This window comes from bacterium, assembly GCA_004299235.1.
In the GTDB taxonomy this organism is placed as follows: Bacteria; Chloroflexota; Dormibacteria; order Dormibacterales; family Dormibacteraceae; genus SCQL01.
Genome location: SCQL01000029.1, coordinates 1 through 14365, shown reverse-complemented (window position 1 = coordinate 14365; position 14365 = coordinate 1). Strand labels below are relative to the sequence as shown.

General features: G+C 67.1%; 14 protein-coding genes and 1 tRNA gene. 7 read left to right on the top strand and 8 right to left on the bottom strand.

All coding sequences use genetic code 11. From position 1 onward, the window contains the following. Nucleotides 1-10 precede the first annotated feature (10 nt). Complete coding sequence (gene larE / locus EPN29_10000) at nucleotides 11-835, bottom strand: ATP-dependent sacrificial sulfur transferase LarE (GenBank protein ID TAN32050.1); 825 nt, start codon at nucleotides 833-835, stop codon at nucleotides 11-13. 13 nt (nucleotides 836-848) lie between these two features. After that, the gene (gene moeB / locus EPN29_09995) at nucleotides 849-1694 is read right to left on the bottom strand and encodes a molybdopterin-synthase adenylyltransferase MoeB (protein TAN32049.1); all 846 of its coding nucleotides are present in this window, start codon (nucleotides 1692-1694) and stop codon (nucleotides 849-851) included. Between the two features lie 77 nt (nucleotides 1695-1771). Between moeB and EPN29_09990 the strand changes: the two genes are divergently transcribed. After that, a complete protein-coding gene (locus EPN29_09990; GenBank protein ID TAN32048.1) occupies nucleotides 1772-2695 on the top strand; it encodes a hypothetical protein in 924 nt (307 codons plus the stop codon). A 60-nt stretch (nucleotides 2696-2755) separates the two neighbouring features. Here the strand turns inward: EPN29_09990 and EPN29_09985 are convergent, their stop codons facing one another. Continuing rightward, nucleotides 2756-4999 carry a hypothetical protein gene (locus EPN29_09985; protein TAN32047.1) on the bottom strand — a complete coding sequence of 748 codons (2244 nt, stop codon included), beginning with the start codon at nucleotides 4997-4999 and terminating at the stop codon, nucleotides 2756-2758. A 61-nt stretch (nucleotides 5000-5060) separates the two neighbouring features. On the opposite strand from EPN29_09985, the gene EPN29_09980 reads away from it, so the two are divergent. The 3 genes from EPN29_09980 to EPN29_09970 all read left to right on the top strand — a co-directional run bounded on the left by EPN29_09980 (nucleotide 5061) and on the right by EPN29_09970 (nucleotide 8490). Further along, nucleotides 5061-5153, top strand: a tRNA-Ser gene (locus EPN29_09980). A gap of 1055 nt (nucleotides 5154-6208) precedes the next feature. Next, complete coding sequence (locus tag EPN29_09975; GenBank protein TAN32126.1) at nucleotides 6209-6649, top strand: SHOCT domain-containing protein; 441 nt, start codon at nucleotides 6209-6211, stop codon at nucleotides 6647-6649. 356 nt (nucleotides 6650-7005) lie between these two features. Further along, entirely contained in the window at nucleotides 7006-8490 is a 1485-nt protein-coding gene (locus tag EPN29_09970) for an alpha/beta hydrolase (protein TAN32046.1), read from the top strand. A 10-nt stretch (nucleotides 8491-8500) separates the two neighbouring features. Here the strand turns inward: EPN29_09970 and EPN29_09965 are convergent, their stop codons facing one another. Continuing rightward, entirely contained in the window at nucleotides 8501-8932 is a 432-nt protein-coding gene (locus tag EPN29_09965) for a hypothetical protein (GenBank protein TAN32045.1), read from the bottom strand. A gap of 55 nt (nucleotides 8933-8987) precedes the next feature. Between EPN29_09965 and EPN29_09960 the strand changes: the two genes are divergently transcribed. Further along, nucleotides 8988-9815, top strand: a complete 828-nt coding sequence (locus EPN29_09960) for a hypothetical protein (GenBank protein TAN32044.1) — start codon at nucleotides 8988-8990, stop codon at nucleotides 9813-9815. Between the two features lie 100 nt (nucleotides 9816-9915). Here the strand turns inward: EPN29_09960 and EPN29_09955 are convergent, their stop codons facing one another. Continuing rightward, complete coding sequence (locus EPN29_09955; protein ID TAN32125.1) at nucleotides 9916-10131, bottom strand: DUF2277 domain-containing protein; 216 nt, start codon at nucleotides 10129-10131, stop codon at nucleotides 9916-9918. A 219-nt stretch (nucleotides 10132-10350) separates the two neighbouring features. On the opposite strand from EPN29_09955, the gene EPN29_09950 reads away from it, so the two are divergent. Together EPN29_09950 and EPN29_09945 are read left to right on the top strand one after the other, a co-directional pair. Then, nucleotides 10351-11739 carry a selenium-binding protein gene (locus EPN29_09950; protein ID TAN32043.1) on the top strand — a complete coding sequence of 463 codons (1389 nt, stop codon included), beginning with the start codon at nucleotides 10351-10353 and terminating at the stop codon, nucleotides 11737-11739. Then, nucleotides 11736-12365 (top strand): hypothetical protein, encoded by a 630-nt coding sequence (locus EPN29_09945; GenBank protein TAN32042.1) that lies wholly within the window; start codon nucleotides 11736-11738, stop codon nucleotides 12363-12365. The genes EPN29_09950 and EPN29_09945 overlap by 4 nt, the downstream gene beginning before the upstream one ends. Before the next feature lie 7 nt (nucleotides 12366-12372). On the opposite strand, the gene EPN29_09940 is transcribed toward EPN29_09945, so the two are convergent. From EPN29_09940 to EPN29_09930, 3 genes are all read right to left on the bottom strand, one after another. Next, the gene (locus EPN29_09940) at nucleotides 12373-12618 is read right to left on the bottom strand and encodes a DUF541 domain-containing protein (GenBank protein TAN32041.1); all 246 of its coding nucleotides are present in this window, start codon (nucleotides 12616-12618) and stop codon (nucleotides 12373-12375) included. 103 nt (nucleotides 12619-12721) lie between these two features. Beyond that, nucleotides 12722-13186 carry a hypothetical protein gene (locus EPN29_09935; protein TAN32040.1) on the bottom strand — a complete coding sequence of 155 codons (465 nt, stop codon included), beginning with the start codon at nucleotides 13184-13186 and terminating at the stop codon, nucleotides 12722-12724. 110 nt (nucleotides 13187-13296) lie between these two features. Next, the gene (locus EPN29_09930) at nucleotides 13297-14094 is read right to left on the bottom strand and encodes a hypothetical protein (GenBank protein ID TAN32039.1); all 798 of its coding nucleotides are present in this window, start codon (nucleotides 14092-14094) and stop codon (nucleotides 13297-13299) included. Between the last annotated feature and the right edge of the window lie 271 nt (nucleotides 14095-14365).

Genomic DNA, 14365 nt, shown 5'->3' with positions numbered 1-14365 from the left:
GCCGGCTCCGCTACGCGCCGGGTTTCCAGGTTCGATTCAGGCTTCCGGTCGCGTAGCCCTCGAGGTCGGCGGAGACGAACTTGTAGCCGGCCTTCCGCACCGCGCTCACGACCTGGCCCCGATCGGCCAGCAGCCGCGCGATGTCCGCGGGCTCGACTTCGATCCGGGCCACGTCGCCGTGGTGCCTCACCCGCACCTGCGAGAAGCCCAGCGCTTTGAGCGCGGCTTCGGCGGCCTCGATCTGCCGCAGCGCCAGCACCGTCACCTGCGTGCCGTGCGGGATGCGCGACGAAAGGCACGCAAACGACGGCTTGTTCCAGTTGGGCAGGCCCAGGGCGCGTGCAGCCGCCCGGATCTCCGCCTTGCCCATCCCCGCCTCGAGCAGGGGAAAGCGCACGCCGCGGCGGATGGCGGACCCGTGTCCGGGACGGTGATCGCCGGCATCGTCGGCGGTGGCGCCGTAAGCGAGATGCGCGAGCCCCAGCTCACGTTGAATCGGCTCGAGGGTGCCGAACAGCTCCTCCTTGCAGTGGAAGCAGCGGTCGGCGTGGTTGCGCGCGTACGCCTCGAGCGCGACTTCGCCGGTCGACACCTCGACCAGCTTGGCGCCCAGCGTCTTGGCCAGTGCGCGAGCCTCTTCCTGCTCGGCCTCGGGATAAGCCGGAGAGCTGGCCAGAACAGCGACCGCGCCGTCGCCAAGCTCGTCCAGCCCGAGCTTCAACAGCAGCGTGGAATCAACGCCGCCCGAGTACGCCACCAGCACCGACCCCAGGTCGCGCACGATCCCGCGGGCGATGTCCAGGCGGTTCGGGTCGTTGCGGTCCAGCTGGATCATTCCAGCAAGGAGATTAGCTCGCTCGGGCTTCGGAGGGTTCCATGAGGGGAGCGCCGCACCACGCTTCATAGTCGATCAGTGAGTCGATGGTCGGGTTCTCGCCGCACAGTGGGCAGGTCTTGCTCTGCCGCAGCTTCAGTTCGCGGAAGCTCATGTCCTCGCCCTCGAACAGCAGGTAACGGCCGATCATCGACTGGCCGATGCCGAGCATGTACTTGATGGTTTCGAAGGCCATCAAGCTGCCGATGATTCCGGGCAGGACTCCGAACACGCCCGCTTCGGCGCAGCTCTGAGTCGACCCCGGCGGCGGCGGCTCGGGGAACAGGCAGCGGTAGCAGCCCGTGCCGTTGGCCGAGTTGAACATCGCCAGGCGGCCTTCGAACCGGAAGATGCTGCCGTGCATCAGCGGCTTGGCCAGGAAGTGGGCGGCATCGTTCGCGAGGTAGCGCGTCGGGAAGTTGTCGGTTCCGTCCAGGATGATGTCGTACGGGGCAAAGATCCGCATCGCGGTCTCCGAGTTGAGGTGCTCGTTGATCGGCACCACCTCGACGTCCGGATTGAGGCCGCGCAGCGTGGATGCCGCCGACTCGACCTTCGTGCGTCCGATGTCCGCGGTCCCGTGCAGGATCTGCCGCTGGAGGTTGGAGGAGTCGACGACGTCGAAATCGACGATCCCGATCTTGCCGACGCCCGCGGCCGCCAGGTACATGGCCGCCGGCGAGCCGAGGCCGCCCGCCCCCAAGAGCAGCACGCTCGACGCCAAAAGCTTGCGCTGGCCGGTGCCGCCCACCTCGGGCAGAATCAAATGCCGGGCGTAGCGGGCAACCTGGTCGGGTGTGAATCCTTTGCCTTGAGCCATCTCCAAAGAACTATACCCAGGGTCGTTCGGCGGTTATTCCTAGACTAGATAAGCTCTCCCCCTCGGGGAGAGGTCTGGTGGCGGGTTCAACCCGCAATTACCGAAGGGGGCGCATGGAGAACGAATACCTCGATGAAGAGCAGGTCATCGCCCTCTACAACAAGGTCCGGACCGGCAAGCGGACCTGGCCCACGGGCATCTGGACATCGCCCGCGGCACTGCAGTACGCGGTCACGATCTTCGACTACTGGATCCACAACGTCATGGGTTGGAAGGGGTGGCCGGACGCGCGCGGCAAAGTGACCCCGGCGGTGCTGGAGGAACACCGGCTCGCCGACCTCGTCGAGAGCGTCTTCGTGCCGGAGTTCGGCGACGACTGGCTCGACTTCGAAGTCGTGCTCAACGAGAGCATGCGGCTGTCGGAGGACGAGAGCTGGGCGCCCGATGTCGCCGACCGCCAGGAACGGGTCGAGGCGGCCTTCGAGCATGCCTTCGAGCAGCTCATCGGATCCCCCAAGCAGCAGCCGAAGATGCTGCCCACATATCACCGCTTCCGCAACCACCTGCTGCGCATGTGGAGCGCGTTCCAGGAGGCGCAGGCCGAGCACGACAAGGCCGAGCGCGAATCGGCGGAGAAGTTCTGGGCGCCGCTGCGCCTCGTACGCAGCACGCGCGCGCAGGCGGCCGAAGCCTGGTCAATCGTCAACGCCGACGACGAGCGGCGAGGCGAGGTGACCATGGTCTGGGGCGAGCCTCACCCCTACTGCGTGGTCGTGCTCGACGACGACATCGAGGCCGGCGGCTGGGAGCAGGTGATCTACCGGCTCGAGCAGGAGATCCTCGTCGAGGAGCCGGGTGTCGTGAGCTATGCCGTCTGGCACAAGGGCTTTGTCGGCGAGTATTACCGCTGCGCGGATTGCGGTGAACTCCACAGCCAGTTCGACGAGGACGCCGGCAACGAGCTCCGGCTCGACGACCTGGAGCCCCCCGAAGAGAGGTGACCCATCACCTCCCCGCTCACCTGGGAGGTCGGCGGAGTCCGGGCGGGCAGGTCCGACGACCTACTCCACCGTGAGATCGAAGTTCTTCCCCTCCCAGCCGGTCGCGTAGTGCGCGGTCCAGGAGAATTCCGAGCCGCGCGCGAGCTTGTTGGCGGGGATCTCCGCCACCCACACGCCCAGCGTAGTTTCGGTGGCCTCGACCTCGCCGACGGTCTTCCATTGGTCGAACGTGTAGTGCACCGAGCCGGGTCGCGGCAGCTGGACCCGCAGCCGGCGCCCCGCGGCCAGCCTCGTGATCTGATGGTTGTGCGACCACACGAAAGCGGGCTCGTGCGCCGCGCCTTCGGTGTAGCGGCGGCGTGCGGGCAGCACGATGTCCGGAAAGCCGGCGAGGGCGATGGTGACCAGCAGCTCCAGGTATTCGGCGTGCGCCCAACCCAGCGGCGTCGCGGAGCCGGTGGGCCGTCCGAGCTGCAGGCCGCGGCCGGGGATGTCGGCCGCGTCCCAAAGCTGCTCGGGCAGCATGAGGCCCTGACCGGCAAAACCCTCGAGCGTGCGCACCAGCTCGCCGGCCGGCAGGCCCATGGCGAAGAAGTGGCGCGCGCGCTCACCGGTGAGCACCGGCCAGGCACGGCCGCGCCCGCTGCCATCCCACGGCGATCCGTCCTCGTGCTCGCCGTACTGGTCGCCCGTGTAGCGCCGCCAGCTGGGCCCGGCGGGCAGGCTCACCTTGAGCGACATGTCCACCCCCTGGAGGCTGCGCAGGATCCGCTCGTCCTTGGGCCGCCGCAGCCCGTATCTCACCAGCTCGAGAAACTCGGGGCCGACGGCGCCCTCGGTCGGACGGTGGTCGGGGTCGCCGGCCAGGCGGACGTACTGACCTTCAGGCGTCGAGCACCAGGCCTCGACCCGATCGTTCCAGTAGTCGGCAACCGCCCGCAGATGAGCGGCCGCGACGTGCTCGCCCGCGTCGTGGGCGAACTCCGCCGCCACCACGAGCGCGGCGATGCACACCGCGAGGGTTGACGGCGACAGGCCGCCAAGGTCCTCCCAGCGATCGAGCTGCGTGAGCGGCCCCTCGCGAATGAGAAATTGCGCCGCCGGCCGCACCATCACCGGATACGGGTCATGGTCGAGGCAGCCGGCGACTCCCAAGCGCCAGGCGAGCAGGATCGGCAGCGCGACCTGGTCCAGCTCGGTCGAGGTCCAGTGCGGGGTGCCGTCGATGAACCAGTTCTGGTGCCAACCGCCGTCCGGCCGCTGCTGGGACTCGAGGTGCCGGAAGGCACGGAGCGCCGCATCGCTGTCGCCCGCGTCGAGCAGCGCGGTCGCGATGCGGCACAGGTCGCGCGGCCAAACGAGGTGATAGACGTGGTTGCCGTCGTGGTTGCTCTCGCCCCACGGTGCGCAGGGAGCGGCGATGAAAGCGCCGGCGTGCGACTTGTCTTCCAGGCATCGCAGCAACGAGAGCGATGCGCGCGCCAGCATCCCCTCATCGCCGCTCACCTTGCTCAGCGCCTGCGGCATGTCGGGGAGAGTCCGCCACGCTCGCTCGAACGACTCGCGGATGCTGCCCGCGCCCTTTTGCAGCGCCTGCCGCGCGACCTCCTCGGCATCCGCACGCGAGTGAGCGAAGCCGATGGCGATCTGGAACGACCCGGCGCGGATGCCGATCTCGGCGCCCACCGCAACGTTCCCCGGACCGGCGCGGTCGTAGGAGGTGGTGAGGTAGCCGTCCCCGTCATTGAGGTCGACCTGCAGGTCGGAGCTTCGGTAGTAGCCGACGGTGGCCCGACTGAAGGGGCCGACGATGCAGATCCACACGTCCTGCTGCCGGAGCAGCAACGCCGGCGGATGGGTGTCGAGCACATTGGCGAAGTTGCCTTCGGTACCGGGCTGCCAGTGGGCGGATGCCTGCATGTACAGGCGGACGTCGGGGAGCTCCGGTGTGAACGTCGCTGCTATCAGCAACGAGTTTTCCTCAGGGTCGGAGAAAAATTCTTTGGTCAGCCGGTATTCGTGATGGGTGCTGTCGACGGTGAACGCCGGCACCCCCGGGCTGAGCCAGCTGACGCGGTGCTGGCCGTCACGGGCGTCGTCGACCGGCGGCGCTCCGCCGGCGGAGGCGAAGAATCGCAGCTCGTGGAGCGCGATGCGATCGAGGAACGGGAAGAAGACTTCGCTGAGCGAGCCGTCCGCGAGCGTGTACCAGAGCTTGCTCCTGGGACCGGGCGCGGCTCCGAACGCCATCTTGCGCGCGGGACCCCACATGGGCGGTGCGCCTGGGCCTCCTGGAGCCTCCATCGGCCAATAAGTATGGAGAGGAGCTACGCCGGATAGAATCGATCGACGACCCTGACTCCTTGGGGAGGTGGCTGAGCGGTCGAAAGCACCCGCCTGCTAAGCGGGTAGGGGGTGTGAAACCCCCTCGAGGGTTCGAATCCCTCCCTTCCCGCCAGTGTCCTGTCTCAAGACATCGAGGACACCTGTTGCAGGACATTGTGCACAGGCCAGCGGCCTGCAAGACCGTAGTAGCTTCGGTTTGGCTCGAGTGTGAGGGCTCTGAGAAGCTGACCGTCCTCGGTGACGATGCGGACGTCGGCATCGGCAACGAGAAGGTGGACTTTCCTGTTCTTGTGGGCGCCACCGACGCGGATGTGCCGGAGCTTGCTGAGGTAGCGCAGGGTGACCGAGCCGAAGCGATCGATTTTGCCGCGGCGGCGGACGTGGTGGTCGACAGGCGCTGGCTGCTCTGCGGGCTTGGCCTTGATGAGTGCGTTGAAGATGGCGCGGGACTGCCTGTTGAGTGCTCGATGGTGGTCGCTTGGTTGTTGTCCGTCCGAGACCGCTGCGGGCTTTGTGGCGCGTTAGAGGCCCGGTCGGGAACGCCTTCGTCGAGCGGAAAAGTTCGAGCGCCTCTGGCATTTGCGATGGGCTCATGGCAAACTCCCCGCCATGGCACGCATGCTTTCGAACGGGGCGGTCGTCGACGACTCGGGGCAGTGGTACTGGAACAGCCGAAACTGGGCTGCCCTAGGGCCGAATCCAATCTCGAGACAACCGGGGATGCTGCTTGGCAAGGACCGCAAGGATGTTGCGCACCTGCTGCGCGGTCGCAGCTTTTCGGACTACGGCAAGGTCGAGGATGCTGGCAAGGAATTGGCGCAGCTCGTTTCGCTGCATGGCGACCTGGCATCGGCCGAACGAGCGTTGATTGCCGGGGGGTCGAACGGAGCTGACTCTGGATCGGTATCCGAGGGACCGGTTGCTTCGTCCAAGGCCGGCTCAAAGTTGAGGTTGGTGAGCGATCAGCTCGTCTTGACCATTGCAGCCGATAAGGGAAGCCTAGTCAGGAAGCCTACGCCTGAGCGGAGCATCACCGTCCCGCTAGGTAGAGCACAGCTGAAGGCGGATAAGTTCGGAAACGCCTGGGTATACGACGGCGCCGAACTAATTGAGACGTTCGAGGCCTGTCAGCCGATTGACGCCCTGGAAGACATTTCTCGGAAAGTTATGGCGGTTGCCACACCGACGACGCAGAACAATTCGCCGAGTGCCAACGCGGCGCCACAGGTTGACGTGAATACGTACCGCAACGAAGACGACTACGAGCGCGACGCGCGCTCCCGCATTCCATTGGGTTGGCGTCCACTGTCAACGACGACGGCTCGCGGCAAAGTGAACATGGGTCGAACACTGCTTAAGGCAGGCGTTTTCCTGCCGTGGGCAGTTATGCGGCCATCGCGAAAGGGCGATCCGGTGACCGTAACTTGGGTCCGCGAAGGCGGGTCCACGGCACAGCCGCTGCCTTCTTCGGCGCCCCCGTCGGGTCCTGGCACCGCTACCGACCTACTCACACAACTTGAGCGGCTAGGCAAGCTTCGCGACGCCGGCGTTTTGACCGAAGAAGAATTCCAGAGCCAAAAGGAGAACCTGCTCGCGTCGGATCAGTGATCGCGGGCGCCCTAACCGGTCCTCTGCCTAGCTCACAGATCGAGAGCCCGTTCGCGTTGCCAAGTCAGGCAGGGCATCCCTCCTTTCCTGCCATTGCGCACCCGTCGCGGATGGGAGAGGCCGCCACCTTTCAGCGATCAGGGTAGCGCGCTGATCAGCGTTTCGACCTCGGCCTCCGTGAAGGCTCGGGTGGTTTCGGTGGTCAGGTTTCACGCGTGCCCGTCGCGAGGGCGAACTGCGCCGCGACTTCGTCGTTGGCGCGTCGATGACCGCGACGTAGTCAAAGCGCCCCAGCTCAGATAGACGGCAGACCCGTACGACTTGGCCGGCGAGGGTGAGCCATTAGACTCGGTCCAATGGTCCGACGGCTTGCGGCGCTCGCGGTGATCGCCGCGCTTTTCGCGACCGCGTGCACGCGCAACCCGCACAAGGCGGCCGAGAACAGCCCGCATGCGATTCCTTCGCCCAGCCGCGTGGCGTGGACCGACTGCGGGGCCGGGTTCCAGTGCGCGACCGTGCAGGTGCCACTCGATTACTCACATCCGGGAGCCGGCACCATCGGCATCGCCATCAACCGCAAGGCGGCGACCGATCCCGCCAACCGCATCGGCTCGGTGCTGATCAATCCAGGCGGTCCCGGCGCTTCGGGGATCCAGTTCCTCCGTGGCGAAGTCGGCGCGATGACCAACCTGAATCGGAGATTCGACCTCGTCGGGTTCGACCCGCGCGGTATCGGCCAGAGCGCGCCGGTGCGCTGCCTCGACGGCGCTCAGGAGGACACCTACAACGCGCTGGACCCGGTGCTGGACGACACCCAGGAAAAGCAGGCGGCGATCGAGGCCGACAAGACGTTTGCCGCCGGGTGCGAGCAGAAGAGCGCGAACATCCTCCCGTTCCTCGACACGGTCAGCGCGGCCAGGGACATTGACGTCATCCGTGCCGCGCTCGGCGACACCAAGCTCACCTATCTCGGCTTCTCCTATGGGACCTTTCTTGGCGAGAACTACGCCCACCTCTTCCCCACCCACGTCCGCGCCCTCGCCCTGGACGGTGTGATCGATCCCAGCCTCTCGGCGAATGACCTCTTGTTCGCTCAGCTCGTGGGCTTTGAGCAAAACCTGCAGTCCTTCTTGAGCGACTGCCGGGCGCGCAAGACCGCGGCGAATCCTTGCGCTTACGCGCAGGCGGGCGACCCCGGCACCAAGCTGATGGCGCTGATGGACCGGTTGGACAGCAGCCCGCTGCCGGTCGGCAACCGCGAGCTGACCCGTGGCCTGGCGGTCATCGGAGTCCTGACGCCGCTTTACGACCAGAGCACCTGGCCCTACCTCGACCAGGCGCTCACGCTCGCCGACCGCGGCAACGGCGCGCTCCTTCTCCAGTTCGCGGACCTCTACCTCGGCCGCAACGCCAACGGCACGTACGACAATCAGACGGACGCCAACAGCGCTGTCAACTGCCTCGACCGTGCGGTCCCGACCGACGTCGCGGCCTACGACGAGCTGGGGCCCGCGTATGCCAAGGCGTCGGCCCTGTTCGGGCCTGCGTTCCAGTACTCCAACCTGGTGTGCGCGTACTGGCCGGTGAAGGCGACCGGAACTCCGGGCGTGCTGACCGCGGAGGGCGCGCCTCCGATCCTGCTGGTCGGGGGAACCGGCGACCCGGCGACGCCCTACACGTGGGCGCAAGCCGTGAACCGGCAGATGGCGGGTTCAGTCCTGCTGACGCGACAGGGCAACGGGCACGTGTCCTATGACAAGAGCGCCTGCGCCAGGCAGGCGGAGGACGCCTACCTGATCGACCTCAAGCTCCCCGCCCCCGGGACCGTCTGCCCCGGCTGAGAGCGCCTGGCTAGCCGACCGGCGCGGCGGTCTTGGCCTTCACAAAACTCAGCTCGCCGCCGCTGACGCCGACCTCGACCGTGTCGCCTTCGGCGAACCTGGCTTCGAGCAGCATCATCGCCAGCGGGTCCTGCACGAGACGCTGGATGGCGCGCTTCAGCGGACGGGCGCCGTACACCGGGTCCCAGCCGCGCTTGGCGAGCAGCTGGCGGGCTTCGTCGGTGACGACCAGACCCACCCTTCGCTCCGCGAGGCGGCGCTCCAGGCGCCGCAGCTGGACGCCGGCTCCTTCGAGCAGCGTGCGCGCCACGCCCCCGTGCTGTTCGATCAGCGCCAGCAGCAGGTGCTCGGGTTCAACCGCCTGCTGGCCGTTGCTGCGTGCCAGCTCGGCAGCCTCCTGCAGAGCCTCCTGGGCCTTTTCCGTGAACCTGTCCGACCGCATGTAGTCAAGCTACCCGCCGCCGCCGGGCGCCAAACCGGAGCCGTATCTTGGCGCCATGCCCGAGCTTCCCGAGCTGGAGGCGGTCCGCGTCCGGTTGGGTCCCCGACTCGAGGGGAAGCTGATCACGGCCGCGTCAGTCAACCCGAAAAAGGCGCACATGCTGCGCTACCCGGTCGAAAACTTCGCCCGGGAGCTGCCGGCGCGGCGGATCGCTTCACTCACGCGGCGCGGCAAGCATCTCGTGTTCGCCACCGAGCTCGGCGGCGGCGGGTCGCCGCGCTGCCTGGTGATCAACCCCATGCTCGGCGGCAGGTTCCAGATGGCCGACGGCGAGGCACCGGTGCCCGCCACCGAGGTGTTCACCATCAGGATCGAGGGGCGGCGTGAGCTGCGCTATCTGGACTTCCGCGACATGGGCCGGATCTACTGGGTGTCCGACCTGGAGCGTGAGGTCCCCGGCTGGGCGCTGCTGGGACCCGAGGCCGACTCCCTTCCCGACATGGGCATCGACGTCTTCCGCAAGCGCCTGCGGCGGTTTCGCGACGAGCTGAAGGACCTCCTGCGCAACCAGGAGTTCCTGGCCGGGGTCGGCAACGCCTATTCGGACGAGATCCTGTTCGAGGCCCGCCTGCTGCCGCTGCGGCGCCGGGCATCACTCAAGCCGGCCGACGAAGAGGCCCTGTTCGCGGCAATACCAGCGGTTTTACGGCGTGCGGTTGAGGCCATCCTCGCCAACCCGGCCTACGAGGAGTCGAAGCAGGATCGGTCGTTCCTGGCGGTCCACATGAAAGGCGGCAAGACCTGCCCGCGCTGCGGGCACCGGATCAGCCAACTCGGCTCGAACCGGGAGCCCTTGAACTTCTGCCGAGGCTGTCAGCTCTAACCGCGAGCGCTCCTCGCCGAGGGCCCTCCCTCCTCCACCAGGCCGTCCCTCCCCCGCCGGCCAGCCGAGACCAGCGTATGGGGGGCGTCAACCCAGGTCGTTAAGATCGCCTGGACAGGTTCCCAGAGATGCTTTCCAGCAGGCGCTGGGAGGCGATCGCGATCTCGTCGACCGCGCCCTCGAATGCCTCCTGGTGTCTGCCCGACGGCTCGCGGAACCCGCTCACCTTGCGCACGAACTGCCGCGCCGCCGCGCGGATCTCCTCATCGGTCGCGACGACATCCGCATGGCGCAGCGTCTTGATGCTCCGGCACATGGCGACAACGATAGCCACCTCCGATCCAACCGAGCGTCCGCTGGTAGACTCCAGGACACGATGAATCCGGATCTGGAGTTCCCGGCGCATCGACTCATCGAGGCCCCAGATTGCTTCTGTACCTGCTAGGTCGCTAGCCCCCGGGCGCACGCCCGGCCCATAGGCGACCTGTCCTTTCCCCCCGCCCGCGCCCTCGAGGCGCCTTGAAAGGAGCAGCAAATGGCCACCACATTACTAAGACCCGACCAGACCTTCTATCCATCGCCACGCCTGGCGGAAAAAGCACCGGTCGAAACCCTCGCCTACATGGTCACCTTCGACCCGACCGCCAAAGCGCCGGATGCGCTCGTCACCCTCGACCTCGACCCCCAGTCGCCCGGCTACGGCAAGCAGGCGGACCGCGTCGAGGCACCGCATGCCGGCGACGAGTTCCACCACTTCGGCTGGAACGCGTGCAGCTCCGCGCTGTGCCCTTATGCACCACATCCTCACATCGAGCGCCGCTACCTGCTGGTTCCTGGGCTCCGCTCTTCGCGGATCTACGTGTTCGACACCAAGGCCAACCCGCGGCAGCCCAAGCTCGTGCACACGATCGAAGCCGACGAGATCGCCGACCGCGCGGGCTACAGCCGGCCGCATACGATCCACTGCGGACCGGACGGCATCTACGTCAGCGCGCTCGGCGCTCCGGACGGCAACGGCCCGGGAGGGATCTTCATCGTCGACCACGACAACTTCTCGGTCAAGGGTCGGTGGGAGCTCGACCGCGGCCCGCAGCAGCTGGCATACGACTTCTGGTGGCACCTGGGTTACGACACGGCGATCACGAGCGAATGGGGCACCCCCAACATGGTCGAGGCGGGCGTCAACGCGGAGACCCTGCTGGCGGGCGGCTACGGCCACAAACTGCACATCTGGGACCTGCCCAAGCGACGCCACCGCCAGGAGATCGACCTCGGCTCGGAGCACCAGATGGTGCTCGAGCTGCGCCCCGCCCACAACCCCACCAGGGCGTACGGGTTTGCCGGCGTGGTCACGAGCCTGAAGGACCTCAGCGCGTCGGTCTGGGTTTGGCACCTGGACGGGACGTCGTACAAGGTCGAGAAGGTGATCGAGATCCCGGCCGAGCCGGCCTCGGCCGACGACCTGCCACCACTGCTCAAGGGCTTCAAGGCCGTTCCGCCGCTGGTCACCGACATTAACCTCTCCCTCGACGACCGCTGGCTCTACGTCTCGGCGTGGGGCACCGGCGAGTTCCTGCAGTTCGACGTCAGCGACCCGTTCAAGCCCAAGCAGACGGGCAGCGTTCACCTGGGCGGCATCGTCCGCAAGGCCGCGCATCCCGACAGCGGGCCGCTCAACGGCGGCCCCCAGATGGTGGAGGTGAGCCGCGACGGCAAGCGGATCTATCTCACCAACTCGCTGTACGGGAGCTGGGACGAGCAGTTCTACCCCGCAGGCATCAAGAGCTGGGTGACGCTGATCCACGCCAAGGCCGGCGGCGGGCTGAGCCTGGAAGACGGATTCTTCACCGAGTTCCAGCAGCGAACCCACCAGATCCACCTCGAAGGCGGTGACGCTTCTTCCGACTCCTACTGCTACTCGTGAGCGTCGACTGGTGGCCCTGGGCGGCACTCGTGCTGCTCGGGGCTTACCACGGCATCAACCCGGGGATGGGCTGGCTGTTCGCGGTCGCCCGCGGCCTGCAGGAGCAGAGCCGCAACGCGGTGCTCAGCTCCCTGCTGCCCATCGCGCTCGGCCACGAGGCCTCGATCGTGATCGTGGTCATCGCGGTGTCGCTCACCGAGCAGTTCGCGCCTCCCTACCTGGTGCGCCTGATCGCGGCGCTGGTCCTCGTCAGCTTCGGCGCGTACAAGCTGGCGCGGCCGCGCTCGCATCCCAAAGGATTCGGCATGCGCGTCGGCTTTATGGGGCTGGTGGGCTGGTCGTTCCTCATGTCGTCGGCGCACGGAGCGGGACTGATGCTGGCCCCGGTGTTGCTCGGGCTGCCCATCAGCGCCGCCTATCACAGCCTGCGCGAGATCTCGCTCCTGGCGGTGGCGGCGGCATCGCTGCACGTGGCGGCGATGCTGTTCGTGATGGGAGTGGTATCGGTGGTGGTGTACGAGAGGGTCGGACTCGGCATCCTGCGCCGGGGTTGGTTCAACCTCGACCTGGGCTGGAGCTTGGTCCTCATCGCCAGCGGCGCGATCACGCTCTTCACCGCCCTGTGAGGCCGGCTCAGCCGGCGAGCGCGAAATCCACCTCGACCGTCACCTGCACGTCCAGCTCGCCCACCGGAAGCTGACTGGCGGCGGGGATGGCGGCGCCCGCGAAATCCCTGTACGCGGGCCTGCCCCCAGACGTCGAGAGGTCGCTCACCCGCATCACCTGCCCGAGCCTGACCCCCGCGGCGCCGGCCATCGCCTGGGCTTTGGCACGGGCATCCGCGATCGCCGCCGGGCGTGCCCACCGTGTCGACGTCATGCCATTTGATCTGCAGTTGCTCGGAGGCCCGATAGCCGTTGAGGGCGCCGTCGGGCGGGACGTAGTTGGGGCTGACCCCTTACGGCGCGGCGACCGCGGCGCGCTAACGCGGCGTCTTCTCGGCGGATTCGCTCGGTGCTGATCGGGCGACGACGTGGATGATTCGCATGCCTGGGTGGCGGCGGGCGATGCGGGACTGCAGGTCCATACGGAGCCAGCGCGAGACACCCGGCGGCAATGTCGACAGCACGACCGCCTCGTACTCCTCAGCGGCAAGCTCGGCCTCGATGGCTACGTACGGGTCCCAGCTGCCGATGCGCGTCGAGCGGACCCGGATCCCTCGGTCCTCCAGGTGCCGGCGCATGCTCTGCGCTCGCTGAGCGGCCAGCGCCCGCGCCGACTTCGCCGTGCCCTCGAACTGCTGCAGCAGGTTGAGCGGCGTGGCGGGGACGACGATCAGGAACTCGGCTCGCGGATCGCGCGCGTGGATCTCAGCCACTGCGCTGAGGAGCTCAGGGCTCTCCGCCGTCTCATTCGCGACCACGAGGTAACCGGCCACCGCTCCCACCGAGTGATCCCATAATGCGCTGGCTGGAGCCGATCCGGCATGGATGCGAACCGCTGCCGGCGCGCCGGGGAGAGAGGGCCCGGCGTGGGGCCCTCTCTCGCGATCCGAGGCTAGAGCGCGGGTGGCACCGACAAGGCGGCGCACTGACCGCGGGCGACTCCAAACACCACGTTCGGGGAGCCCCCGGAGTCGCCGACCTGAGCGGCGGGATCGTTGTCGAAGCAGTTGAGATTACCGTGGACCGTATTGCTGATGAACTCGTTTCCATCCTCGTCAAAGGTTGAGTTCTGGTTGAGGTTGGCTGTGCCCCACACCGTGTTGCGGATGAAACCGAGCCAGCACGTCTTGAGGTCCGCGACGGTGGCGTCGCCGTGGATCACGTTGTCCTCGTACGTGCTGTAGAAAAGGCTGGCGAAGCCCATGCTGAAGTCGCAGAAGAGGCCACCGCCGCCACCGGTCTGGGCGACCTCACCCCAGACGGTGTTGTGGTGCGCGATGACTTCCTTGGCCCCAATCGCAACCAGATTGTTGCCGATGGTGTCGGAGGTCACCCCATCCGCGTCGCCAAAGCACGGGAAGATTGCGGGCTCGCAGCCCAGCACGAGCCTGGCATTGGACCCGACCAGGAGGTCGCGTCCGACCGACAGGTTCGAGCCGTCAAACGCTGCCAGCAAAGTCGCACCGGTCTGAATCACCACGTTGCGCTGAACCGTCACGTTCCCGCCGTTCAGCAGGCAGAAACCGGTGATGGTCAGCGAGTGGTATGTGCCGGCGGCGACGGTGCCTCCGGCGCAGGTGGCGTCCGGGAAGGACGCGGCCGCATTGACGACCCCCGACGCCATGAATGTCGCCGCCAGAGCGGCCGCTCCGAGGAAGCTTGGAAGCTTCCGGCGAAAGAACTGCACCATCCCACCTCCTACTCACAGACCGCCGAGACCCATTGGGATTAGCACAGGGCAAGAGCAGCGTCCATAGGACATTCGGCCCGGTCGCGATCGATCAGAAAGGCCGTGGCGGTTCCCGAGCGTGCGGGTGAGGAGACCCAAGTGTGGCGGAGGGGCAGGTGTGTGGTTTCAGCACATAGTGGACAGATGTCGCAAGACATAGTGGACACCACCAAATCCGGAGGTGGTCATGTCCAATCGCGATCGCTACATCGTCGAGGCCATCGTCGTCGAG